The organism is Chryseobacterium sp. CT-SW4, assembly GCF_048572715.1.
In the GTDB taxonomy this organism is placed as follows: domain Bacteria; phylum Bacteroidota; class Bacteroidia; order Flavobacteriales; family Weeksellaceae; genus Chryseobacterium.
The window spans coordinates 444422-469110 of the sequence record NZ_CP183840.1 but is presented as its reverse complement, the minus strand read 5'-3'; the positions used below and the strand labels follow the sequence as shown (position 1 = coordinate 469110).

Below are 24689 nucleotides of genomic sequence, written 5' to 3'. Positions count from 1 at the left end.
AATCTATACTTTTAGAATAATTTCGGCAGCCTTGTCACTGGCTCCTTTACCGCCCAGCTTTTGTTTCAGCAACCGGTAATCATTTAAAATTTCATTTCTTTTTTCTCCTTCCAGCACTTTTTTAAGCTCTTCCACTAAGTGAGATGTGTGCAGATCATCCTGTATCAGTTCTTTCACCACTTCCCTATCCATGATCAGGTTCACCAAGGAAATATAATTGATATTCTTCACCAGTCTTTTTGCAATAGCATAGGAAATCTTACTTCCTCGATAACATACTACTTCAGGAATATCCAACAGTGCAGTTTCCAGCGTAGCGGTTCCCGAAGTAACCAAAGCAGCTTTGGAACACCTCAGCAGGTCATAAGTTTTATTGGAAACGAAATGTACATTTTCATCCACATATTTTTCATAAAAAGATCTGGGAAGACTGGGAGCTCCGGCTATAACAAACTGATATTGTTCAAAATAAGGACGCACAGAAAGCATGATCTGAAGCATTTTTTCCACTTCCTGTTTTCTGGAACCCGGCAAAAGAGCAATAATCTCTTTCTCATTCAGACCGTTTTTCTTTTTAAAGTCTTCCTTGTCTGTCAAAGCCAGTTCCGATATAGCATCCAACAGGGGATGCCCCACAAAGTGAGAATGAACACCATGCTTTTTATAAAAGTCTTCTTCAAAAGGAAGAATCACCAGCATTTCATCTACATACTTTTTGATAATCTCCACTCTTCCTTCCTTCCATGCCCACAGCTGGGGAGAAATATAATAAATTACCTTAATTCCGAGCTCTTTTGCAAACTTGGCAATACGGAGATTAAATCCCGGATAATCAACAAGGATCAGATAATCCGGTTTGTTATTCTTAATATCTTCTTTACAGAATTTAATATTATTCAGAATTGTCCTGAGGTTCATAGCCACTTCTAAAAAGCCCATAAAAGCCAGGTCCTTATAATGTTTCACCAACACTCCGCCTTGCTTTTCCATAAGATCACCACCCCAAAACCTAAATTCTGCCTGAGCATCTTTTTGTTTTAAGGCTTTCATTAAATTGCTTCCATGTAAGTCTCCTGAGGCTTCTCCCGCTATGATGTAATATTTCATTTCTATATTTCTATAATAGGAATAGAGAACAAATTAAAGATGTTACCATCTTAATTTGTAAATTTGTTCAAAGATAATGATAAAAATGTCAGAAGAATTTGAAATACGAAATAAAGTTGCCGAAAGCGGATTAGTAAACTTCGATCTTACGGATCTGATCCCAAAAGGTGCCAGAATAGGGATTGACCTTAAGGATTTCCTATTTGAAGGAGTAATCCTTAAAGAGAAAGATTTCCGTGAAAAAGTGGCAGCCATTAATCCCGAGGATTATAAAGATGCCTTTGTCTACATTTACAATTCAGCTGATGCTATTGTTCCGTTATGGGCCTATTTTTTAATTACGGCAAGATTAACGGAAACTACAAAAAAAATAATCTTCGGAAATAAAGAAGATCTGGAGGTGCTTCTGATGCATAATGCTATTCAGTCTTATGATTTTGATGATTTCATAGGGAAAAGAGTTTTGGTAAAAGGCTGCTCAGACAAAGAGATTCCGGAAAACGCATATATTGAGCTTGTAGAACAGCTAAAGCCGATTGTAAAATCTCTTATGTTCGGAGAAGCATGTTCCAATGTCCCGATTTTCAAAAATTAGGGAATGAATAAATATCTGACATCTCTTTTATTATTCTTAGTCTTCTTATTCATTTATTATATCGGAAGTTTTGCTAAAATTCCTTTTGCAGACTGTGTAGGCTTTGTTGTGGAGACAGAGAAGGGACAATTTGCCGTTACAGCAACCGCTACAACCCATTTCCTCTATATCAATACGACCATTTTAATTAAAAATATTCTCAGCCTCAATGCCATTGAAGCCAACAGACTGCTCGTGGTCTTTTCCGGAGCTGCTACGGTTTCTATAATATTCCTAACCCTTAAAAACCTTATAAAAACAGACTGGGTAGCAATAACATCCGCCATTGTTTTCGGATTCAGTTTTTCGTTCTGGAAAAATGCGGAAATTGTGGAAGTATATACATATAATACGTTATGGATCAGTTTATTTTTTTACTGTATCATTCAAAACTTTGTACAGAAGAGAAACATCTATCCCATTTTAGCAGGCATTTTCCTTGGAATAAGCCTGTGGCTACATATACAAAATATATTATTAATTCCTGCTTATCTTTTATTTCTTTATTATTTTAAAGATCAGAAGAAAAGCATTCTTCTTTCCTTTTTATCCTTTACTGTATTATTTTCCCTGTTATTTATAATTAACACTTCACAGGGACTGCCCCTGAAGTCACCGCTGTCATCTGATCAGGGTCATTGGGTTGAAGACTCTTTAAAGAAATCATTTTTGCAATATGTTCAGGATCTGATAAAATCCCTTTTTTATCTTATATATAACTTCAATGTATTTGTCATCTTTGGAATTACTGGGATTATCCTCCTTTATAAAGCCAATCGTAAGATGTTTTTCGTATTTTTCACAGCAGCTTTGCTGGTATATGGCTTTTCCACTTTTTATGCAGTAACGGATAATTACGTTTTCTTTCTTCCTTTTAATCTGATGTTTGCCTTAGCTATTGGATACGGCTTATCTTCAGTCAGATTTCAGGCTTTAAAAAAATACTCATGGTGCTGTCTTCTGATTCCTTTCTTTTATTTTTCCTGTTTTCATATTGCCTTGCGGATTCCTCAGGCACAGAACTTTGACAATTTTAAAAAATATAAAGGAGGACTTGAATATTATATGCTTCCATGGATGAATAATAATATAGGAATTTTAGAATTCACTATTGACAGAAAAAAAGCTCCGGAACCGATAAGCTGGATGACCATAAGCGCAGAAGAATACATTGAAATATTAAAATCTAAAGGCCTTACTCCTAACGAGATAAGAGAACTTTAACAATTATTTCAAATAAAAAATAAGTATTGGTAATATTTTTGATAAGTTTAGATTACTTAATTATTAATAAACACAAACTATGAGTTTAATTGACCTACTTACAGGAAATGCAGGTAATCAGGTTGCAGAACAGGCTGAAAGCAAATTTGGGATCAGCAAGAACCAAGTAATTGCTCTTTTAGCAGTAGCTACACCTCTAATTATTTCTTATCTGAGAAATAAATCCAAGGATGCAAAAGAAGCTGAAGCCTTAAACAATGCATTAGATAAAGACCATGACGGAAGTATTCTGAATAATCCTTCCCAATTGGAAACACGTCAGGCAGAAGGTGGTTCCATTTTGGATCACATTTTTGGAGGCCAAAAACAAAATGTAGAAAACCAATTATCGCAAAACACAGGAATTTCCATTGATAAGATAGGTCCTGTTTTAGCTATGCTAGCTCCAGTTGTAATGGGATATATTGGAAAAGAAAAACAACAGAACAATGTAAGCGCCGGCGGATTGGGAGATCTATTAGGAGGAATCCTTGGAAATGCTTCTAATCAGGCTCAGCAGCAATCCAGTCCTTTAAACGATATCATTGGAAGCGTTTTGGGTGGAGGACAATCTCAGTCTTCAGGAAATCCATTAAGTGATATTCTTGGAAGTGTATTGGGAGGTGGTAATAATAACCAACAAAAAGGCGGAGGTTTTGGAAGTATTTTAGGAAATCTTCTGGGTGGAAAATAATAATATCCGCAGTGAAATGATAAAAAAGACCAGAGATATATCTCTGGTCTTTTTATTTACGAATTAAGATTTAGTCGCAGCAGCATTTACTTTTTTGGAAGATTTTCTCGGTCTTCTTTTTCCATAGCTTCCTGCCGTAATCTTTCCTCTTCGAGTCTTTTTGTCTCCTTTTCCCATAGTGGATAAATTTTGTTGATTTCTACTAAGTTAAAAAATATCTGTAAAAAAATCAAATATTAAGGTCACTAAATTCAAATCACAATTCATTTAAGGCACACCTATTTTTTATCCATATATAAAAAATTTAATTAGTTTTGTATATTATTAAATTGATGTTTATGAAAAAAATAATATCCGCCTCATTTATATTAGGAATTTCAATATTTGCCGACTTGCTTTCTGCCCAGGAAATCACAAAAGACCAGATGAAGGCTTTCCAGTCAGATAATGTGGATGTTTTCAAAAGTGCTTTTTCAAAAAACGATTTTAACAAATGTCTTACCGTTAAAGAAAACTCATATAATCTCCTTGCCTACAGTGTGAAATACGAAAGAAAGAATGTTTTTAATTATCTGCTCAGCAATAATGTAAATGTTAATCAGATATGTGATAACCAGTCTCCTCTGATGGTAGCCGCCCGATATGGTAAAGCAGATATGGCTAAAACCCTGATCCAAAAAGGAGCCGACAAAAATCTGAAAAATGAAAATGGGGAAACCGCAAAAGATTTTGCTGTAAAGTATGGGAATCCATCTCTTGCCGCAATTTTGAAATAAAACTTTACAAAAAAATATAATTAAAACTTCCTTTTCGGAGGTTTTTTTATTTCCCAAACCTGTAAAAACGCTTATCTTTGCACCCGTAATTCAAAGTTCGAAAAACCAATCACTTGAAGTCTGAACTTTGATCTTTTAACATTGAACTTTAAACTGACTATTATGTTTCGATCACACACAAACGGAGAACTATCTCTGCAAAATCTAAATGAAGAAGTTACACTTTCAGGATGGGTACAAACTATCCGTGACAAAGGATTTATGATTTGGATAGATCTTCGGGATCGTTACGGAATTACCCAATTGGTTTTTGATCAGGAACGTTCTTCTGCGCAATTAATGGAAGAAGCCAAACAGCTGGGTCGTGAATTTGTTATTCAGGTTACCGGAAAAGTAATCGAAAGAGTAAGCAAAAACCCTAATATTCCTACTGGAGAAATTGAAATTCTGGTAGAAAAACTTACCATCCTTAATGAATCTCAACTGCCTCCATTCACTATTGAGGACGAAACCGATGGTGGTGAGGAATTGAGAATGAAATACCGCTATCTGGATATCAGAAGAAATCCGGTAAAAGATAAGCTGATCTTCCGCCATAAAATGGCACAAAAAGTGAGAAACTATCTTTCCGATCAGGGATTTATTGAAGTGGAAACTCCTGTTTTAATTAAATCCACACCGGAAGGAGCAAGAGATTTCGTTGTTCCCAGCAGAATGAATCCGGGACAGTTTTACGCTCTTCCACAATCTCCGCAAACCTTTAAACAGCTTTTAATGGTAGGAGGGATGGACCGCTATTTCCAGATTGTAAAATGTTTCCGTGATGAAGACTTAAGAGCGGACAGACAACCGGAATTTACGCAAATTGACTGTGAAATGGCTTTCGTAGAGCAGGAAGATATCATGAACGTTTTTGAAGGAATGACCAAAACTTTACTTAAAGATATTACAGGTCAGGAATTCGGAGATTTCCCAAGAATGACTTTTGCTGATGCCATGAAAAAGTACGGAAATGACAAACCGGATATCCGATTCGGAATGGAATTCGTAGAGCTTAATGAACTGGTAAAAGGTAAAGATTTTAAAATATTTGATGATGCTGAACTGGTAGTGGGAATTAATGTTGAAGGATGTGCAGAATATACCAGAAAGCAGATCGACGAATTAGTGGATTGGGTAAAACGTCCGCAAATAGGAGCTTCAGGAATGGTATGGGTAAAATTCCAGAATGATGGAGTTAAAACATCTTCTGTTAATAAGTTCTACAATGAAGAAGATTTAACAAAGATTATTGAAAAATTCGGAGCTAAGAAAGGAGATTTAATGCTGATCCTTTCAGGAAACGAGAATAAGGTAAGAGCTCAGCTTTCTGCATTGAGAATGGAGCTTGGAAACCGTTTGGGATTAAGAAAAGGAGATGTATTTGCCCCTCTTTGGGTTGTTGATTTCCCTTTATTGGAATTTGATGAAGAGACGCAAAGATATCATGCAATGCACCACCCTTTCACATCTCCAAAACCTGAAGATATCCACTTACTGGAAACAGATCCGGGAAAAGCAAGAGCCAACGCCTATGATATGGTGCTTAACGGAAACGAAATCGGAGGGGGATCTATCAGAATTTTTGACAAAGATCTTCAATCCAAAATGTTTTATCTTTTAGGGTTTACAAAAGAAGAAGCAGAAGCCCAGTTTGGATTCCTCATGAATGCGTTTAAATACGGAGCACCACCTCATGGTGGTTTAGCCTTCGGATTTGACCGATTAGTGGCGATCCTTGACGGAAATGAGGTAATCAGGGATTATATTGCATTCCCTAAAAACAATTCAGGACGGGATGTCATGATTGACGCCCCTGCTCCTATTGCCAATGAGCAACTGGATGAATTGGAACTACAATTAAATTTAAAATCATAAATACAAAGCGGAGAAGTATCTCCGCTTTTATATTATATATCAACCTTACTAAATAAACCCATGAAAATCGCAGCTGCCCAGATTAAACCTATAAAAGGAGACATTCCATATAATATCAAAACTCATAAAGAACTTATTGACCTAGCCATTCAAAACAATACGGATCTCATCATATTCCCTGAACTATCTATTACAGGCTATGAACCCGATCTTGCAGAAGAATTATCTATCCACTATGAAGACCCAATACTCAATGATTTCCAGATAATAGCCGATGAAAATAATATTACGATCGGAGTAGGAATGCCAACAAAGTCTGAAAATAAAATAATGATAAGCTGCATTCTATTCCAACCCCAAAAAAAACGGGAAATCTATTCTAAGAAACATCTCTTCCCGACAGAAGTCGGTATTTTCACAAAAGGAGAAAATTTTTATGAGCTCGACGTATTGCAAAATAGGATTTCCCTAGCCATATGTTATGATCTGTCCGATCCTTTACACTCTACCCATGCTTTTCAGCAAGGTTCTCAAATTTATTTTACATCCGTCTTAAACTCCGTGAACGGTATAGAAGATGATCTTCAGAAACTCTCCCATATTGGAAAAAAATATAGCATGAGCGTCATGATGGCAAATTTTATTGGTGAATCGGGTGGCTATACATGCGCCGGCAGAACATCAGCATGGAATAATGAAGGTAAGTTAATCGGGCAGCTGGATGATGTTCAGGAAGGCATTCTCATTTTAAATACTGAAAACAACCAAATTGAAAAACATTACAAGACCAATTCATAATCTATTTATTTTTAAAAATATATAAACATACTTTTCTTCTATTGTATGTTGATGTATTTTCTCTTCTTCACCGGAGCAATTTCACAATAATAAATTTCAACGGCACAATCATTGCACGATCTTATGCAAAACGTAAGACAATGAAAGCAATTTGGAATGGTGCCATTGGCTTTGGTTTAGTCAATATCCCTGTTAAAATTTATTCCGCTACGGAAACCAGCAAACTGGATTTGGATATGCTGGATAAATCTGACTTTTCCAATATCAAATTCAAAAGAGTCAATGAAAATACGGGTAAAGAAGTAAAATGGGAAAACATTGTAAAAGGTTATCTCATGGAGGACAAATACATCATCCTGGAAGATGAGGACTACGAGGCTGCAAGCCCTGAGAAATCAAAAATACTTTCAATCGATCAATTCGTTAAGGAAGTGGAAGTAGATAGTGTCTATTTTGAAAATCCTTATTATCTGGAACCTCAGAAGAACGGTGAAAATGCATACAGACTTTTAATTAAAGCGCTGCAGGAAACCAAAATGGTAGGAATTGGAACTTTTGTACTGAGAGAAAGTGAAGCCATCGGAATGATCAGGCCTTATAACGAAGAAATCCTTGTTCTCAACCGGCTGAGATTCGATCAGGAAATAAGAGACTACAAAGACCTGAAAATTCCGGCTAAAAAAGCTCCTAAACCCGCTGAGCTCAAAATGGCAATCAGCCTTATAGAGCAACTTTCCCAAGAGTTTGATCCCACGATGTATAAAGATACCTATTCAGAATCTCTGATGAAAATCATCAAACAAAAAGCGAAAGGTAAGAATGTTAAAGCTAAAACGGCTGAACCTGTAAAAGAAGGCAAAGTCATCGATCTAATGGCACAGTTAAAAGCCAGTCTGCAGAATACAAAATCCAAAACCGCATCATAATGGCTCTAAAAGATTATCAGAATAAGCGTAAGTTCGACGAAACCAGTGAACCGAAAGGTGAAAAAAAGAAAAGTAAAGATCAGCTGATCTTTGTAATTCAACGGCATGCAGCTTCGCATTTACACTATGACTTTCGGTTAGAAATGGAAGGTGTACTGAAAAGCTGGGCCGTTCCCAAAGGACCGTCACTCGATCCAAAAGATAAACGTCTTGCCATGATGGTGGAAGATCACCCCTACGACTATAAGGATTTCGAGGGGAATATCCCGGAAGGAAATTACGGAGCCGGACAGGTCGAAATATGGGATAGCGGAACGTATGAGCCCCTGGATGACACCAGCAAGCTTTCCGATGAAAAAGAACTGCTAAAAGAGCTGAAAGCAGGTTCTTTAAAATTTATCCTCCACGGCAAAAAACTAAAAGGCGAATTTGCTTTAGTAAAAATGAAAAATTCGGAAGGCAATTCGTGGCTATTGATAAAGCATAAAGATGAGTTTGCAGAAGATTCTTATGATGCTGAAGAAAATACTTCTCCCAAATCTTTAGTAACGAAATTTTTAGAGGAAAAAAAAAGCCTAAAAAAAAGCGGCAAAAAGAAGTCATAACTTCAGAAACGAAACCCAGATTCCGTAAATTCAATTCTTTAACAGAAGAAAAAAAATTAAAGACATTTATACGGCCCATGCTCGCCAAATCCTATGAAAAAGCATTTGACGATAAAGACTGGATTTTTGAAATAAAGTGGGACGGTTACAGGGCTATCGCCGATCTCAGTAAAGCTGATCCTCTCTTTTATTCACGTAATGGAATTTCTTTTTTATCCAAGTTTGAAAGAGTTGCATCAGATTTTGAACAACAGAAATACCAGATGATCCTGGATGGTGAAATTGTTGCATATGACGACCAGGGAAAACCTAATTTCCAGTTGCTTCAGCAGATTGGTGAGCAGCCTAATCTTGCATTAACTTACCAGGTATTCGACCTTCTATGGCTGAATGGGCATTCTACGGAGAGTCTGCCGCTTATTCAACGGAAAGAACTTCTCAAAGAAGCATTAATCGAAACAGATATCGTTAAATACTGCGACCACATTCCTGAAAAAGGCATTGATTTCTTTGAGCAGATGAAAAATATGAAACTGGAAGGAATGATTGCTAAAAAAGCTGATAGTCTTTATGTTGAAGATCACCGGACAAGTGAGTGGCTCAAGATAAAATTCACCAATACCGAAGAGACTATCATCTGTGGATTTACAGAACCCAGAGGTTCACGAAAAGGTTTTGGAGCCCTTATTCTGGGAAAATACATTCAAGGAGAATTAACGTATTGCGGACATACGGGAACCGGATTTAACAATGAATCTTTACAACAACTTTACGAACGGTTAAAGAAACTTATTGTAAAATCATCTCCGTTTGAAACTGTTCCTAAAACCAATATGCCTGTTACGTGGGTAAAGCCTGAATTGGTTTGCGAAATTAAATATTCCGAAATCACCAAAGACGGTATTTTCCGGCATCCTGTTTTTGTCGGGCTCCGCGAAGATAAAGACCCTGAAGAGATCAGTGGTACCACCCCTATTAGTACATCTACACACCAAAAAATAAAAAATATGAAAACCCAAAAAGGAACTTCTGAGAAAGAAAAGGAAATCACCCTGAACAGACACAAAGTAACCCTTACCAATCAGGATAAAATATATTTCCCGAAGGACGGCATCACCAAAGGAGACGTTATCGAATATTATCAGTCGGTGGCGGATTATATCCTTCCCTATCTAAAGAACCGTCCTCTATCTCTTAATCGTTTTCCTAATGGAATTGAAGAACAGAACTTTTATCAGAAAGATGCAGGAGACCATATTCCTGATTGGATAAAAACCACGGAAGTGTACTCCGAATCCAATGATAAAAATATCGACTATATTTATTGTAATGACAAGGCCACCTTAGCTTATCTTAATAATTTAGGGTGTATTGACCTTAATCCGTGGAACAGCTCACTGCCTGATCTGGAACACCCGGACTACCTCGTGCTTGACCTGGATCCTTCCAAGAAAAATACGTTTGATGATGTAATTGAAGCCGCTTTACAGGTCAACGAAATTTTAAGTTCAATTAAAGTTAAAGGATATTGTAAAACTTCCGGAAGTACCGGCATCCATATTTATATTCCGATGGGAGCACAATATGATTTTGACCAGGTAAAAGATTTTGCCCATATCCTCATGAAATATGTTAACGATCAGCTTCCTAAAATTACTACGCTTGAAAGAAGCTTACAGAAAAGGGACGATAAGAAAATCTATCTGGATTACCTTCAAAACCGGACAGGCCAAACCCTGGCGAGTGCCTATAGTTTACGGCCTAAGCAAGGAGCTTCCGTGTCTATGCCTCTGGAATGGGAAGAATTAAAAAAAGGATTAAAGCCGACAGATTTTACTATTCATAATGCCCTGGAGAGAATTAAAGAGAAAGGAGATTTATTTAAACCTGTTCTGGGAAAAGGAATTAATATGATAAAAGCCCTGGAACTACTGCAAGCTAATAAGTAAGTTTAAACCCATTACGTTTACATTAAATATAAAAAAGCTGAATGTTACCATTCAGCTTTCGTTTTTTATTTTTAAGATTGTTTATAGATATGAACATCCTGCTGCGGATAAGGGATTTCTATACCTGCTTTATCGAGGGCAGCTTTACAATCAATCATCAGCTGCTCATTCATAGTCCAGAAGTTTTCAGTGGAAGTTGCCACTCTTATGGATAAATTAACGGCACTGTCTCCCAGTTCTGTTACGACTACCTGGGGAGCCGGGTCCTTGTAGGCTAAAGGATTATTTTCAATTACATCCATTAATATTGATTTTGCCTGTTTTAGATCGGCATTATATGATACTCCGATATTAAACCAGGTCTTACGCATACCCAAATGAGTATAATTGGTAATACTTTTATTGGAAATTTCTCCGTTAGGTATTACAATTAACTGATTTTGGGGAGTGATAAGCTTTGTATGGAAAACATCAATTTCCTGTACAGTACCCGCTACATCAGCACTTGCAGAGATATAATCTCCAATTTTGAAAGGTTTAAGCAAGAGAATAAGGATTCCACCTGCAAAATTCGTTAATGAGCCTTGTAATGCCAATCCCACCGCAAGTCCGGCCGCCCCGATCATGGCTACGAATGCCGAAGTCTGTACTCCCAATTGAGTCACTACCACTATAAAAAGTAATATATTGAGTCCCCAATTAATAAGGTTTAAAAGGAATTGCTGCAATGAAGGTTCCATATTACGTTTCTGAAAAGCCTTCCTTACCAGTTTCTTAATTAATCTGATCAGCCATGCACCTATTAAATAAATAAGCAATGCCGAAATAACCGCTGTAATTATCCGGGGAGCCCATGAAACAGCAGAAGATACAAAGGTCTGCCAATGCTCCTGAACGTTGTTTAATTTTAAATCATCCATATTTTTATATATTATTAAATCCGATCTTTTCCGTTTTGCTTAGTCTGAACCAATACCTGTATCAGTTTTAAATATTTAAAACCGCTTACCTATTTTTAATAGAAAAAATTACAGATATATTGTTGTTGGAGTCATAGAAATAATCTCTATAACAGAATAATTCCCATGCAAAAATAATGAATAAAAATTTTATACCGGCCAAGATAGATTTCAATATAAAAAACTCAGGGAAGTTTTGCCACCAGACCTTCGGGAAGAATTTTTAAAATATGATAAATAATTTTCCATTTAAAATTCGGTACAATGGTAAATCCTTTTCCTGCATTCACAATAAATCCGGCTACATAATCGGGTTCCATAATTAATGATTCATTAAGCTGTAAACCTTCATTTATTTTTGTTCTGATATAGCCGATCACCAAGGCATTAACAGTGATATTCCGTGATGACAGCTCCTGTCTTAATCCTGCCAGATATTGTGTGAAAGCAGCTTTGGTACTTCCATACACAAAATTACTCTTCCTTCCCCGTACCCCGGAGAGAGAGGAAAGCCCAATAATCCGTTCCAGACGGGTATTAGTTTTATCCATGGCAATAATATTAAGAATAGAAACAGCTCCCATATAATTGACCTTCATCATCTGCTGGGCACCGTTAAAGTCTCTCAATGCTTTTTCATTATCTACGAGGAATCCGGCGGCATAGACTACAATATGAGGCTTCACCGGAAGTTTATCATAAAATGCCTGATGAGAATCAAAATCCACCGCATCAAAAGAGAGAATACCCACTTTCGCATCCAACTGATTATCCTTAACAAAATTTTCAAGGGAATTCGTATTGCGTGATGCAGCAATTACAGAATAGCCTTTTTCTACATATTGTTTTATACACTCTTTGGCAACATCCGAATTGGCACCCAGTATAAGAACGGTCTTGTCTGTGTTTTGATTCATTTCACAAAGATATTTTATTCTGGGTAGTATATCAAATTTCAGAATTTTGCCGCCTTGTTTTTGTTCACTAACTTTGCATAATTTAATAAAAAGAAAAAATGAACCTTACTTCACGAATTGCCACTTATGAATTCGAAAATCCTTTAATGAACGCTTCAGGTGTTTGGTGCGATGATGCTGAAAAGCTTAATGAAATGGTACAGTCCCCATCCGGAAGCTTTGTTACCAAAAGCGCAACACCTAATTTCAGAGAAGGAAATCCAAGCCCACGCTATTTTGAAGTACCTTTGGGAACTATCAATTCCATGGGACTTCCTAATTTAGGCTTTGATTTTTACCTGGATTATTCCATCCGGTTTCAAAATGAAAATCCAGGACAGGTTAACTTTCTTTCTATTGCCGGAATGACTTTAGAAGAAAACCTTGAAATGCTTCACAAAATCAACGACTCGGAATTTAAAGGAATTACAGAGCTTAATCTTTCTTGCCCCAATGTTCCGGGAAAACCACAGGTAGGTTATGACTTTGAAAGAACCAAAGAAGTTTTAACCAAAACTTTTGAGTTTTTCAAGAAACCAATCGGGGTAAAACTTCCCCCTTATTTCGACATTGCTCACTTTGATGAGATGGCATCTATCCTGAATCAGTTTCCTTTACAATACGTAAACTGTATCAACTCTGTTGGAAATGGTCTATACATCGATATCGACAAAGAAGAAGTGGTTCTAAAACCCAAAGACGGCTTTGGAGGAATCGGAGGAGCTTATGTAAAGCCTACTGCTTTAGCCAATGTAAGAGCATTTTATACAAGACTTAATAAGAGTATTTCCGTGATTGGATGTGGAGGGGTAGAAAACGGAAGGGATGTCTTCGAACACTTATTATGTGGTGCACAGATGGTACAGGTAGGAAGCCAGCTTGCTAAAGAAGGAACCGGAATTTTTGAAAGACTTCTTAAAGAATTAAAAGAGGTAATGAATGAAAAAGGATATGAAAGTATCGAGGATTTCAGAGGTAAGTTAAAGAGTATATAAATATTTATCATAAAAAAGGTGACCAAGTGGTCACCTTTTATTTTACTCTGAACAGAAAATTATTTCTTCTCAGCTTCTATTTCTTTTTTCTCAGCAGCAGGTTTTTCCTCCTTTTTAACTGCTTTGTCTCCGAAACGGGCTTCTGTAAATTCTCTTGAAACCGCCGCTTTTTCGAACTTCAATTTTCCGGATAATGTTTCAATAACGAAACCATCTTCCTGGATTTGTGCAATTCTACCATGCAAACCTGAAGTGAGTACTACTCTGCTTCCTACTTTCAGATTCTCCTGAAAGTTTTTTTCCTGCTTTTGCTTTTTCATTTGTGGTCTTATCATTAAAAAATAAAATCCCACAAACATTACCCCCATCATGATGAGCATCATAGAGCCTCCTCCTTGTTGTTGTGCCTGTAAAAAAATTGTCAGCATATGTTATTTATTATGGTTGAATATTCGCTGTAAATGTTAATTTAACAGGAGCGCTGTCCACATTTGCATATACATCAGCAAACTTCTGAACATTTCCGTCAAAATTGGTAGAATCAAAATGTAAAGTGATTTTTCCTTTTTTTCCTGGTAAAATAGGATCTTTTGTAAAATCAGGTGCTGTACATCCGCATCCCGGTTTAACTTCAGAAATAACTAAAGGGTTGCTTCCCGTATTGGTTACTTCATATACATGTTCTACTTTATCTCCTTTTTTAATATTTCCAAAATCAAAATTACTTTCAGATAAAGCGATTGTTGTTACAGGCTGATTAGTGGCAGCTCCAGTTCCGGCTACTGCAGAATCTCCTGCTACAACTCCACTTTGATCCGGTGTTACAGTGGCTGCAGAATCAGTTCCTACATATTGAGATGCTGCTTCATTATTTTCTTTTTTACAAGAAACTAATCCCAGTCCTATAATAGACAATGCGATAATTGATAACGTCTTTTTCATGCTATATTCTATTTTTATCTTTACAGTATTTATCTAAAATTCCATTAATAAAAATATTTGACCTTTCGGTAGCAAATACCTTTGAAATTTCTATGTACTCATTTATTATAACTCTTGAAGGTGTAAACGGAAAATTATCCAATTCACTGATTGCTGTTATTAAAATAACTTTATCCATCAGAGAAACTCTTTCCAGATCCCAATTCTCCAATCTCTCGCCTAATTTTTTCTCATTGTTTTCCCAATTATTCAGGGTATCTCTCAGCAGCTTACTGGCAAAGGTTTTATCCTCTTCATCTTTGATCATTTTAATGAGGGTTCTGCTTTCCACATCTTCCTTCATGAATCCGATGGTTTTTTGCACCATGGAATTAGAAATATGAATATCATCGGACCAGGTGAGCTCTTTATCTTCGATATAATCCAGAAAATCTTCATTTTCAGCAATATATCTTAAAAACAGCTTACCGATAAATTTCTGATCTTCTTCAAAGGAATATTTCTCCTCCTGCATAAAATCCTGATAACGCTTTCCTGCGGTCATCCTTTGGAAGGTTTTCACCAACAAATCATCATGCAAATCCCATTTCAGTTCTTTATGCTGACCTGTAAAAAATAATCTTTCAGGATTTTCTTCAATCTTGATCAATACCTGATTATTGATAAATTTTTGATTAGGGTTAATATCGGCATCAGTTTTGAAAAACTTCTTTTTACCAATCTCTATTTGGTTTTCAGCAAGATCTTTCAGGGCTACTAAAAAGTTGAGCTGATAAATATAAAGATGATAGATTTTTTCTATTCCAGAGAACATATTTTTCTCTAAAACATCAAACTTTATAGGATTTTGGTAGTATGAATAGGCACTTTCTACCACTTTTTCACGGATTTGTCTTCTTCCTAACATTCAAAGAGCTTTTTATGGTGGCAAAGATAAGCAAAATTTAGAATTTATCCCATTCTGAGTCTTAGGGTATTTTTGTAATTTTGTAAAAGTTTATGAAAGCTTTAAAAACTCTAAACCCTTATTTTTGGAAACACAGAATATTATTGTGTTGGGGGTTACTATTTATAATTGCAAGTAATTTTTTCAACATATATAAGGTACAGTTTGTTGGAAAATCTGTGGATGAACTTACAAAAGGAGGAAGTCTCGGATTCAACCGGCAGGTATTAATATATGTGGCTATTATTGTAGGCTGCTCACTTCTTACCGGTATTTTCACCTTTATGATGAGACAAACCATCATTGTAGCTTCCAGAAGGATTGAATATGAACTTAAAAATAAAATTTACCGCCACTACCAGGATCTTTCTTTAACGGATTATAAGCAAACCACTATCGGAGATTTAATGAACCGGTTAAGTGAAGATGTCGTAGCTGTTAGAATGTATCTGGGACCGGGTGTAATGTATGTCGTTAATTTATTGATCCTGCTTCTCATTACCAGTATCTATATGGTAAAAACAGACGCATCCATGACATTGTGGACCTTACTTCCCCTTCCGATCCTTTCTTATATTATTTATAAGGTAAGTTCCATTATTAACAAAAAGTCCAAGATCATGCAGAAAAGCCAATCTGCGATCTCCACGTTTGTTCAGGATAGTTTCTCCGGGATCCGTGTAGTGAAATTTTTTGCTAGGGAAAAGTATATAGAAAAGAATTACGATACAAAAATTACGGATTATCAGGATAAAGCACTGGACCTTGCCAAAACAGAAGCTTACTTCTTCACGATCATTCTGTTTGTAATAGGTCTTCTGAACGTAGCCATCATATTCATTGGTGGACAAAAATATATTGCAGGGGAACTGAGTGTAGGTAAGATCGCAGATTTCTTTATGTATATTAACATTCTGATCTGGCCTTTTTCCATGGTGGGCTGGGTGACTTCCGTAAATCAGAGAGCAGAAGCCTCCATGCAGAGGATCAATGAATTTTTAGATAAAAAATCAGAAATCGTCAACACCAACTTTGAGAATTATCCGATCAGAGGAGATATTGAGTTCAGGAACGTTTCTTATGTTTATCCCAACACAGGAATTAAAGCGCTTGAAAATTTAAGCTTTAAAATAGAAGCCGGAAAATCTTTAGCGATTATGGGAAAGACAGGAAGTGGAAAATCTACCATCGCTTTACTACTATGCAGATTGATCGATCCTACGGAAGGTGAAATCCTGATTGACGGAAAAAATCTTAAAGAACATAATCTAGAGAATTATAGAAACTTTATAGGCTATATCCCACAGGAAAGTTATCTGTTCTCTGATACGATTGAAAATAATATCGGGTTCGCTATTGATCATCCTTCCCTCGAAAGGGTAGAAGAATATGCAAAAATTGCTGATGTACATAAGAATATTATAGACTTTAAAGATCAATATAAAACTACGGTTGGAGAAAGAGGTGTAATGCTTTCGGGAGGACAGAAACAGAGAATTTGTATTGCCAGAGCCTTAATTAAAGATCCGAATATCATTATTTTTGATGATTCACTTTCAGCATTGGATACGGAAACCGAACAGAATATTCTTGATAATATCGAGTCAAAAATTAAGAATGCTACTTCTATAATTATCACTCACAGAGAGTCTAGCGCTCAAAAAGCAGATATGATTATTAATCTTAGTGAAATTAGCAATTCTGTAACCGCTTAGCCCCTTTGTTTAGAATTGTTAAATAAATCATAAAAAAAATTTTGTGATTGGAAGAAAACTTTTATATTTGTTCTTAACAAGATTAAAAAAATATCTAACAATGAGTGAATACAAGGAACGCCACGAAAATGAAATTTTCACGAAGGTGTTAAAAGCAGGGAGAAGAACTTATTTCTTTGATGTGCGCGAGACGAAAGCGGGAGATTATTATCTTACGATTACCGAAAGTAAAAAGAATTTCGGAGAAAATGGAGAAGCTACATTTGAGAAACACAAAATTTATCTTTACAAAGAGGATTTTAAAAGTTTCCAGGAGATGTTTAATGAATCTACAGATTTCATCATTAATGAAAAAGGAGAGGATGTAATATCAGAAAAGCACGATAAAGACTTTAAAAGCAGATCTTACACCATCGATTCCGATGATGAAGTCTAAATCAAAGCATATCTAAAAAACACCAAAGCATCTTATTAAGATGCTTTTTTTATGCATAAAAAAACACACTTTAAAAAAAGTGTGTTTAATCTGGGTGAATGATGGGTCTCGAACCCACGACCTTCGGAACCACAATCCGACGCTCTAACCAACTGAGCTACAATCACCGTTTCGTGGGTGCAAATATAGAAAATTTATTTTAGTTACAAAATAATTCCATCAAAATTTTTCAGTGCTATTAACTTTTCAGTCGTAAATCCCTCAGCATAAGTTACTCCTGAAAGACGTCCTAAATCCTGGGCCCGGTAAGTAAGGCTTTCATAAAAATCTTTCGTCGCTATCGGAGTCACAGGTTCTTTGGATTCAGGATCGTAGAACTGCGTTTTAAAGGCCATACAGGCTGCAATTTTCGTTTCTAAATGTTCTGATATATCAATCACAAATTCTGGCTGAATATGCTTCCATTGGATGTAGTGGAAAATTTGTTTAGGTCTCCATATCTCCTGTTCTTCCCCATCCTTTACGGTTACAATTTTTCTCAGGCCCGATAAAAAGCAAGCATCAGATACCAATTTGGCTGCTTTTGCATGATCCGGATGCCTGTCATCAATTGCATTGGCTAACACAATTTCCGGGCGGTATTTACGGATCATTTCAACAATTCTCATCTGATAATCCTCTGAGTTCACAAGAAAGCCATCTTTCATTCCTAAATTCTCTCTGGCAGAAACACCGAGTATTTTTGAAGATTCCGCTGCTTCCTCCTTCCGGGTTTCATCTGTTCCACGGGTTCCCAGCTCTCCGCGGGTCAAATCTACAATTACACATTTCTTTCCTTCTGAGACTAATTTAGCAATCGTCCCTCCACATCCCAATTCCACATCATCAGGATGTGCGCCAATTGCAAGAATATCTGTTTTCATATTTCAAAGATAAGACTTAAACAAAAACTTCCCAAACCTATTTGAATGGGAAGTTTCATATCTATTTAAATATAAATTATTTGTTGATCTCGCTGTTAAGTTTTACAGCATCCTCGTAAGTAGGATCTAACTGTACTGATTTAGCAACATATTCTTTTGCTTTGGCAGGGTTAGATTCTTTTTCCATGTAAGCAACGGCAAAATAAGCATAGGCCAATGTTTGTTTGTTAGCTTCCATCTCTGCAGGTTTTACGGTACTGATAAACTTCTCATAAGATAATTTAGCTGCATCGTTGTTACCTGACTGTTGGTATGAATATCCCTGGCTGTAATAAGCCGGTGCCCAGTCCGGAAGAAGATTGATCATCTTCTGCCATGTAAGAACCGCTCCGTTCCAGTTTTTAGCATCCTGATAAGCAGTAGCTAATTTGAATAAAGCATCCGTATCTTGAGGATTGGCAGCCGTTTGTTTTTTCAAAGCTTCAATCTCAGGTGAAGTTGGTCCTGAATCAGCAGATGCCTGAGAAGCTCCTCCTCCTGCTATCTTAGCCAGTTCCATATCCCATTTTAAAGTTTCATCTTTAGCTGCTTTGGCAATAGCAATTTTTTGTTGAGACTCAGACGTTAAAGCAGATTTCTTAGCTGCATCCGTTTCAGTTTTAGCTAATCCAGCTGCGATCAGCCCTTGTAAGCCCTGATCTGCCGGCTGTACTCTGGATTTATCTGCCTGAGAAACGAAAGTATCCATATTTTGTTTTGCCTCCGCATAGTTACCTTCTGCATATAATTGGTAAGCTCTCAACTTAAATTTAATCGGATCATCTACCTTATCGAATACTTTATCTAATGTTGTCTTAGAGTTAGCATAATCTTCGTTGGTAAAATACAGTTTGGAAATTTCCAATTGTGTATATGGATCTTCATCCGCATACTTTGTATAGTTGATCAAATCCTGTGTAGCTTTAGCATTTTCCTGATATTTGATATCATAAGCAGCTAATGCTTTATAGGCAGGTGCATAGGTTGCATCCACTGCAATTGCCTTATCTATATTATCTTTTGCTAATTTCCATTGTTGGGCCGCCATCCATAAAGTTCCCATTCTTGTATAAACGGAAGCTTTATTTTTAGCTAAAGGTAATGCTTTATCATAAGCGGTCATTGCATCACCAGGAATTCTCTTCAATCTGTACGCGTCACCCAGTGTATAGTAGTAATAAGCAGGAACACCTTTTTTCTCAGCTTTTTCAATCGCTTTATTCAGATATGGGATAGCCACATCCGGTGCATTATTATTTTCAAATAAAGTTAAAGCCTCTGCCGCTCTGAATAATACTTCTGCATCTTTTTCTTTTGAGTCTGCTACAATTTTTTGTATTTCTGCAACAGCACTTTTATCTCCTTTACCAAGCTTTACAGTTGCAAGACCTATTTTGTTTAGAAAACTTTTATTATCTGCAGCTAAACCTTTATTGAAATTTTCGGTAGCCTTTGCAAAATCAGGTTCCCCCTGTCTTAAAAAGGTATTTCCCAAGTAAAAATAATTTTCAGCGGTAGGCGCTGAAGAAATCATCTGTGAAAAGTTGTTTTTTGCCTGAGCATATTTATCACTATCAATACTATTAATTCCATCCTGTAGTGTCTGCGCGTACGCAAAGTTGGTAAAAAATACCACGGCTGCTCCAAAAGCAATCTTTTTTACATTCATAATCATTATATCTTTCATTTATAAATTTCAAATTGAGATAGTTACTCCACAATTTTTAGACCAAAATAATATATTTATAGGTGTAAAAGGTTTATTTTAATAATATTTAACGCATCTGAACTTCTCTTTTGTATAAGTTGTAAGGTTGTAAACCTTCTTTTTGTACAATCAATTGCCCAAGCTGCGTACATGAATAACGGACAAAACCACTGGCAATATTAAAGCCGGCTTCATTCGTTAAAAAATACAGTACTCTTGTAAACGGATATTTCATTTCTCTCATTCCTTCCATATCCGCCGTATAAAGTTTTCCATCCTTTTGAACAGGTAGTATTTTCACCATTTCTCTAAGTCTTTCCGCATTTTTATCATACGGTCTGCTAAAGGTATTGAGTGCGACTACTCCGATTTTATCGGGATATTTATTCAGTTGTTCTATAAGGTTTTGATTTCCGGAAATAACAGAGAATTTAAGGTCTTTAGGGGATTCTTTAAATTGCTGGGCAACAAAATTCAGGTTACTGGAGTTTGTTCCGTCAAAAATAAATTGCTTATCCCCGGAATGGAGGCCATTTTTTATTTCATCCATTGACAAACTGGTTTTGGAAGAATTTTTGGGTACTATAAAAACGACCGCATCGGCTGCAAACCTTGCGGGCTCAAATTTAAGTTCAACATTCTTTTTGTAAGCATCGATCTCGGCTGGAGTTAAATTTCTTGACATTACCACCAATTTGGCTTTATCATTTAAAAGATCTACCAGACCTAAATCTTCTTTTTTAGTAATTACTTTGATTTTAGCTTCAGGGTAATTAATCATATATCCTTCAGCCAGGGCTTCGGTAACGCTTTTAAATGATTCATCCGTAAGCACAGTCAAATCCCCCTTATAGTAAGAAGCCGTTATTTCACTTTTTTTCTTACACCCCGAAATAAAGAATAAAATAATGAGTAAAGCTATACTGAAACTATTCTTCATTTCTTGATTCTTTAATTTTGGCAATGGCTCTGAAAATTCTGAAAGCACCATAAGCCATCATAATAGCTCCCAGTACGTAAGCTATAGTGGGGTCCAGGATTACAAAAAAGAATTTGTAAATAATAATGACAACTCCTAAGACTATATAGAAAAATCCGGTAATAAGTGATAACCAATTCATAATAACAAAAGTACAAAAAAAATAAAAAGAGGAGTATGTACTCCTCTTTTATTAATAAATATTTAAATAAACAATATTATTCAAAATTCATTGTTAAAGGCAATCTAAATCTATAACGTACAGACTGACCATTGATTTTCGCCGGAGTCCACTTGTTTCTGATTGATTTGATTGTTCTAATCGCTTCTGAATTAAAGTCGGAATTAGAACCGCTTGCTTTAACATCTGTAATACTTCCATCTCTTTCTACTACGAAAGTAATTTCTGTTTTTACAGTTCCTTCATCTCCATTCATCGCAGAACCGTCGAAATTGCTTGCTACTTTATTTCTAAAGGCATTGATTCCTCCAGGGAATTCTGCGGTTTGCTCCACTTCAGTATAAACCTGAGTATCACTCACTTGTGGTTTAACTTCGGCGGTTGAAGTTTTAGTTCCTGTTGAAGGTGGCGGCGGCGGCGGTGTATATGCCGGTGCTTTTACCCCTTCCTGAGCCACTAATCCTGTAGTTGTTTCTAACTGCTTAGAAATCGGAGGTGGTGGAGTTTCGATTTTTGGAGCTTTTACCGGCTCCGGAACCACGTTCTGGATTACCTCAATTTTCTCTTCCTCTTTTGGAGGTGGAGGTGGTGGGGGTGGTTCTTCTTCTTTAGGCTGCTCAATAATTCTATCTTCTTCAAGGATATTTACCAAATCCGCTTTTACTTCCTGCTTTTCAGGAGCATTCAAATTTTTGATGGTAAGATATATAAAAGGAGATAAAGCTACAATTAAAAATATAGACGTTCCAATAAGGAAAGATTTTGTTAAAATCTTAGGATATTGATGTCTGATATCATAAGCACCATATTCTTTATTTCTATTTTCAAATACAATCTCGTCTAAGCTTAGATTTTTGTTGTATACATTTTCATCTGCCATAGATCAAATAATTTTATGGTTAAATTACTTTGTAACGGCTGGTGCTCCAGCTATTTTTCTTTCATAAATAGCTTTTTCCCAAGGCTTCACATCGGTAACACCGTATTGTTCGCTTTTTGTAATTGCCATTTCATCAAGAATATCCACAAAGTTTTTATATACCGCATCGTCAGTAGGCTTGATAATCACCGTAAACTTAGTTTTATCAGCTGCATTTGCTTTTGCTTGCTCAATTACTTTTCTAATTCCATCTCTATCGAAAGTAGTTTCATTAAGATTCTGATCCGTTAAAGATGTATTATCTTGCTGGTGCCAGAAAATTCTGTTGTTTTTACCTAGTAATAATGAGATTGAATTCGAAAGTTTAATTTCTGTTGGAGGTGGTTTTTTTGTTTCATCTTTCGGTTTTGCCGGAAGACCCAAATCCATAACATTCGGTTTACTAAAGGTTGATGTAAACATGAAGAACATCAATAGTAAGAAGTTAAGGTCCACCATGGGAGTCATATCTACCCGTGGATTATTCTTTTTCGAACGGACTTTACCACCCTTACCACCTTTTTCCTGTACTTGTACTTCTGCCATTTCTTCTAATTATTACTCATTAGGTTTACCTTCTTGTGATGTAATCAGCCAAAATTTAAGAAAATCAATATCTCTTAAACCCTCAAATAAACTTTTAACTTTCGGATATTCAGTAGTAACATCGCCTTTAATCGCCAATTTGTATTCAGGATTAACGCTTAAACTCTGTTGTACCCAGTCAATTAACTGCTTATTTGTACTGTCCATAGGAATTCCTGTTGGACTTTTATAATTTTTCTGCTCATCTTCCGACATATTCAGATAACTTTTAAGTTGGCCCATTGGAACTCCAATTGCCTGAACTCTCTGAAATGCAGCTTTTTCGTTATTAGTAAAAGTCATCCCATACTTTTGCCCCATATTATCTAAAAGAGCAAGTCTCTCTGATGCATTTTCAACAGGCTGGAAATAGAATTTCCCGTCCGGTGTTGCATTAATAGTCATTAAACTAGCATCAGGAAGTATTTTTTCTGAGATAGAAGATGGCGGTTTTATCTGCTCCACATCAGGCTTTTTGAACTGAGTGGTCATAATAAAGAACGTAAGTAGTAGGAACGTAACATCACACATCGCGGTCATGTCCGTAACTACACCATGTCTTTTTGGTTTAATTCTCGCCATTATTAATATTACTTATTATTTTAAACTTCTTTTATTGTTGAATCGGATTTTACAATCCATGCACTATTTTTTAGTAAAATTCAGCAAAAGACTGTTGGATACTCATAGCGATTTCATCAATCTTATAAGTCAATCCATCAATTTTAGAAGTAAAGAAGTTATAAAGGATAATAGCTACAGCAGAAGTACCAATACCTAATGCAGTGTTAATCAATGCTTCAGAAATACCGATTGAAAGGGCAGCAGCATCCGGAGTACCTCCTCCAGCTCCTAACGCGAAGAATGCTCTAATCATCCCGATTACTGTTCCTAATAGTGCTACTAACGTTGCAACAGTACCTAATGTAGAAAGAATCATCATGTTTTTCTCTAACATTGGCATCTCAAGAGTTGTAGCTTCTTCGATCGCTTTGTTAAGAGCAACCATTTTCTGCTCTTTATTTAAAGTAGTATCATGAGCTAAAGCTTTGTAAGTAGTAAGACCTTCTTTTACAACATTTCCTACAGATCCTTGTTGTCTGTCACACTCTTCTAAAGCCTCGTCAATTTTGTTTTGATTCAATAAGCTTCTCACTTTTACTACGAAGTTATCTACATTTCCTGAACCAGATGCCTTACTAAGAATAAAGTAACGCTCAAAAGAGAATACGATAACCGTAATCATAAATGTAATAAGAAGTGGTACGATGATCCCCCCCATGTAAATCATTCCTAAGAAACCTTCAGGGTGCATATCCTTACTCTCAACATCAGAAAATGCTACTGATGCACCAGATAATCTTGGGTCAGCTTTAAAGTTACCCGGATTACCAAGTACGAATAAATAAATACAAATTCCTATAATTAATAGAATAGGAATAATAACCGCTGGATTTAAGCCTCCCGTCTTTCTAGCAACTACTTGCTCATCATTTTTTGAAACATTCATTTCCATATTTAACTAAATTATATTGTTTTAAAATTTTACAGGGTGTAAATTAAAGGCAAAATTAATTAAAATACAATAGTCTCAAATAAACATTTTTATTTTTTTTGACAAAGAATTTTTATTACGATTTCGATATCTTAATTATTTATCATTTTTTTAGAGATATTTCCAAGTTTTTAAAAATCTGTTAAAAATTTAAAAATATAGACTCCTTATTTTTTTTAATT

27 protein-coding genes and 1 tRNA gene are annotated in these 24689 nt (G+C 36.0%); 12 read left to right on the top strand and 16 right to left on the bottom strand.

Annotated features, from left to right (window positions below):
* Nucleotides 1–3 precede the first annotated feature (3 nt).
* On the bottom strand, nt 4–1107 hold the full coding sequence (gene lpxB, locus ABJ974_RS02095) for a lipid-A-disaccharide synthase (protein ID WP_419869741.1): 1104 nt from the start codon (nt 1105–1107) through the stop codon (nt 4–6).
* Nucleotides 1108–1192: 85 nt separating this feature from the next.
* Here lpxB and ABJ974_RS02090 point away from each other — a divergent pair, with 85 nt between their 5' ends.
* From ABJ974_RS02090 to ABJ974_RS02080, 3 genes are all read left to right on the top strand, one after another.
* The gene (locus ABJ974_RS02090) at nt 1193–1702 is read left to right on the top strand and encodes a DUF2480 family protein (protein WP_419869740.1); all 510 of its coding nucleotides are present in this window, start codon (nt 1193–1195) and stop codon (nt 1700–1702) included.
* Nucleotides 1703–1705: 3 nt separating this feature from the next.
* Complete coding sequence (locus tag ABJ974_RS02085; protein WP_419869739.1) at nt 1706–2965, top strand: protein O-mannosyl-transferase family; 1260 nt, start codon at nt 1706–1708, stop codon at nt 2963–2965.
* 79 nt (nt 2966–3044) lie between these two features.
* Nucleotides 3045–3698 carry a DUF937 domain-containing protein gene (locus ABJ974_RS02080; protein WP_419869738.1) on the top strand — a complete coding sequence of 218 codons (654 nt, stop codon included), beginning with the start codon at nt 3045–3047 and terminating at the stop codon, nt 3696–3698.
* Nucleotides 3699–3761: 63 nt separating this feature from the next.
* Here the strand turns inward: ABJ974_RS02080 and ABJ974_RS02075 are convergent, their stop codons facing one another.
* Nucleotides 3762–3875: a 30S ribosomal protein THX gene (locus ABJ974_RS02075; protein WP_419869737.1), complete on the bottom strand. Its 114-nt coding sequence runs from the start codon at nt 3873–3875 to the stop codon at nt 3762–3764.
* A 161-nt stretch (nt 3876–4036) separates the two neighbouring features.
* Between ABJ974_RS02075 and ABJ974_RS02070 the strand changes: the two genes are divergently transcribed.
* From ABJ974_RS02070 to ligD, 6 genes are all read left to right on the top strand, one after another.
* Nucleotides 4037–4474: an ankyrin repeat domain-containing protein gene (locus ABJ974_RS02070; protein WP_419869736.1), complete on the top strand. Its 438-nt coding sequence runs from the start codon at nt 4037–4039 to the stop codon at nt 4472–4474.
* A 162-nt stretch (nt 4475–4636) separates the two neighbouring features.
* Complete coding sequence (aspS, locus tag ABJ974_RS02065; RefSeq protein ID WP_419869735.1) at nt 4637–6391, top strand: aspartate--tRNA ligase; 1755 nt, start codon at nt 4637–4639, stop codon at nt 6389–6391.
* A 60-nt stretch (nt 6392–6451) separates the two neighbouring features.
* Nucleotides 6452–7189, top strand: coding sequence for a carbon-nitrogen hydrolase family protein (locus ABJ974_RS02060; RefSeq protein WP_419869734.1), 738 nt, complete (start codon nt 6452–6454; stop codon nt 7187–7189).
* Between the two features lie 140 nt (nt 7190–7329).
* Nucleotides 7330–8115, top strand: coding sequence for a non-homologous end joining protein Ku (gene ku, locus ABJ974_RS02055; RefSeq protein ID WP_419869733.1), 786 nt, complete (start codon nt 7330–7332; stop codon nt 8113–8115).
* The gene (locus ABJ974_RS02050; protein WP_419869732.1) at nt 8115–8720 is read left to right on the top strand and encodes a DNA polymerase ligase N-terminal domain-containing protein; all 606 of its coding nucleotides are present in this window, start codon (nt 8115–8117) and stop codon (nt 8718–8720) included. Before ku ends, ABJ974_RS02050 begins: the two co-directional genes overlap by 1 nt.
* 77 nt (nt 8721–8797) lie before the next feature.
* A complete protein-coding gene (ligD, locus tag ABJ974_RS02045; RefSeq protein WP_419869731.1) occupies nt 8798–10669 on the top strand; it encodes a DNA ligase D in 1872 nt (623 codons plus the stop codon).
* A gap of 71 nt (nt 10670–10740) precedes the next feature.
* Here ligD and ABJ974_RS02040 read toward each other — a convergent pair whose 3' ends face one another.
* A complete protein-coding gene (locus ABJ974_RS02040) occupies nt 10741–11589 on the bottom strand; it encodes a mechanosensitive ion channel family protein (RefSeq protein ID WP_419869730.1) in 849 nt (282 codons plus the stop codon).
* 224 nt (nt 11590–11813) lie between these two features.
* Nucleotides 11814–12545 carry an SDR family NAD(P)-dependent oxidoreductase gene (locus ABJ974_RS02035; RefSeq protein ID WP_419869729.1) on the bottom strand — a complete coding sequence of 244 codons (732 nt, stop codon included), beginning with the start codon at nt 12543–12545 and terminating at the stop codon, nt 11814–11816.
* A gap of 98 nt (nt 12546–12643) precedes the next feature.
* Between ABJ974_RS02035 and ABJ974_RS02030 the strand changes: the two genes are divergently transcribed.
* Nucleotides 12644–13579 (top strand): dihydroorotate oxidase, encoded by a 936-nt coding sequence (locus ABJ974_RS02030; protein ID WP_419869728.1) that lies wholly within the window; start codon nt 12644–12646, stop codon nt 13577–13579.
* A 59-nt stretch (nt 13580–13638) separates the two neighbouring features.
* On the opposite strand, the gene yajC is transcribed toward ABJ974_RS02030, so the two are convergent.
* From yajC to ABJ974_RS02015, 3 genes are read right to left on the bottom strand one after another with little or no spacing between them, the layout of a single operon-like run.
* The gene (gene yajC, locus ABJ974_RS02025) at nt 13639–14007 is read right to left on the bottom strand and encodes a preprotein translocase subunit YajC (RefSeq protein WP_419869727.1); all 369 of its coding nucleotides are present in this window, start codon (nt 14005–14007) and stop codon (nt 13639–13641) included.
* 10 nt (nt 14008–14017) lie between these two features.
* Nucleotides 14018–14521 (bottom strand): DUF1573 domain-containing protein, encoded by a 504-nt coding sequence (locus ABJ974_RS02020; protein ID WP_419869726.1) that lies wholly within the window; start codon nt 14519–14521, stop codon nt 14018–14020.
* A 1-nt stretch (nt 14522) separates the two neighbouring features.
* Nucleotides 14523–15428: a transcription antitermination protein NusB gene (locus tag ABJ974_RS02015; RefSeq protein ID WP_419869725.1), complete on the bottom strand. Its 906-nt coding sequence runs from the start codon at nt 15426–15428 to the stop codon at nt 14523–14525.
* Nucleotides 15429–15520: 92 nt separating this feature from the next.
* Here ABJ974_RS02015 and ABJ974_RS02010 point away from each other — a divergent pair, with 92 nt between their 5' ends.
* Both ABJ974_RS02010 and ABJ974_RS02005 read left to right on the top strand, forming a co-directional pair.
* Complete coding sequence (locus ABJ974_RS02010; protein ID WP_419869724.1) at nt 15521–17182, top strand: ABC transporter ATP-binding protein; 1662 nt, start codon at nt 15521–15523, stop codon at nt 17180–17182.
* A 100-nt stretch (nt 17183–17282) separates the two neighbouring features.
* Nucleotides 17283–17618 (top strand): DUF3276 family protein, encoded by a 336-nt coding sequence (locus tag ABJ974_RS02005; RefSeq protein WP_002976288.1) that lies wholly within the window; start codon nt 17283–17285, stop codon nt 17616–17618.
* Nucleotides 17619–17710: 92 nt separating this feature from the next.
* Here the strand turns inward: ABJ974_RS02005 and ABJ974_RS02000 are convergent.
* The 9 genes from ABJ974_RS02000 to ABJ974_RS01960 form a co-directional block, all read right to left on the bottom strand.
* Nucleotides 17711–17786: transfer RNA gene (locus ABJ974_RS02000), tRNA-His, on the bottom strand.
* 35 nt (nt 17787–17821) lie between these two features.
* Nucleotides 17822–18541 (bottom strand): bacillithiol biosynthesis deacetylase BshB1, encoded by a 720-nt coding sequence (gene bshB1, locus ABJ974_RS01995; protein WP_419869723.1) that lies wholly within the window; start codon nt 18539–18541, stop codon nt 17822–17824.
* Nucleotides 18542–18617: 76 nt separating this feature from the next.
* A complete protein-coding gene (locus ABJ974_RS01990) occupies nt 18618–20267 on the bottom strand; it encodes a tetratricopeptide repeat protein (RefSeq protein ID WP_419869722.1) in 1650 nt (549 codons plus the stop codon).
* Nucleotides 20268–20355: 88 nt separating this feature from the next.
* The gene (locus ABJ974_RS01985; protein ID WP_419869721.1) at nt 20356–21228 is read right to left on the bottom strand and encodes a PstS family phosphate ABC transporter substrate-binding protein; all 873 of its coding nucleotides are present in this window, start codon (nt 21226–21228) and stop codon (nt 20356–20358) included.
* The gene (locus tag ABJ974_RS01980; RefSeq protein WP_419869720.1) at nt 21218–21409 is read right to left on the bottom strand and encodes a C4-dicarboxylate ABC transporter; all 192 of its coding nucleotides are present in this window, start codon (nt 21407–21409) and stop codon (nt 21218–21220) included. The genes ABJ974_RS01985 and ABJ974_RS01980 overlap by 11 nt, the downstream gene beginning before the upstream one ends.
* A 76-nt stretch (nt 21410–21485) precedes the next feature.
* Nucleotides 21486–22328 (bottom strand): energy transducer TonB, encoded by an 843-nt coding sequence (locus ABJ974_RS01975; protein WP_419869719.1) that lies wholly within the window; start codon nt 22326–22328, stop codon nt 21486–21488.
* 24 nt (nt 22329–22352) lie between these two features.
* On the bottom strand, nt 22353–22913 hold the full coding sequence (locus tag ABJ974_RS01970; RefSeq protein ID WP_419869718.1) for an ExbD/TolR family protein: 561 nt from the start codon (nt 22911–22913) through the stop codon (nt 22353–22355).
* Nucleotides 22914–22925: 12 nt separating this feature from the next.
* Nucleotides 22926–23534, bottom strand: a complete 609-nt coding sequence (locus ABJ974_RS01965) for an ExbD/TolR family protein (protein ID WP_419869717.1) — start codon at nt 23532–23534, stop codon at nt 22926–22928.
* Nucleotides 23535–23604: 70 nt separating this feature from the next.
* A complete protein-coding gene (locus tag ABJ974_RS01960) occupies nt 23605–24468 on the bottom strand; it encodes a MotA/TolQ/ExbB proton channel family protein (protein WP_292008365.1) in 864 nt (287 codons plus the stop codon).
* Between the last annotated feature and the right edge of the window lie 221 nt (nt 24469–24689).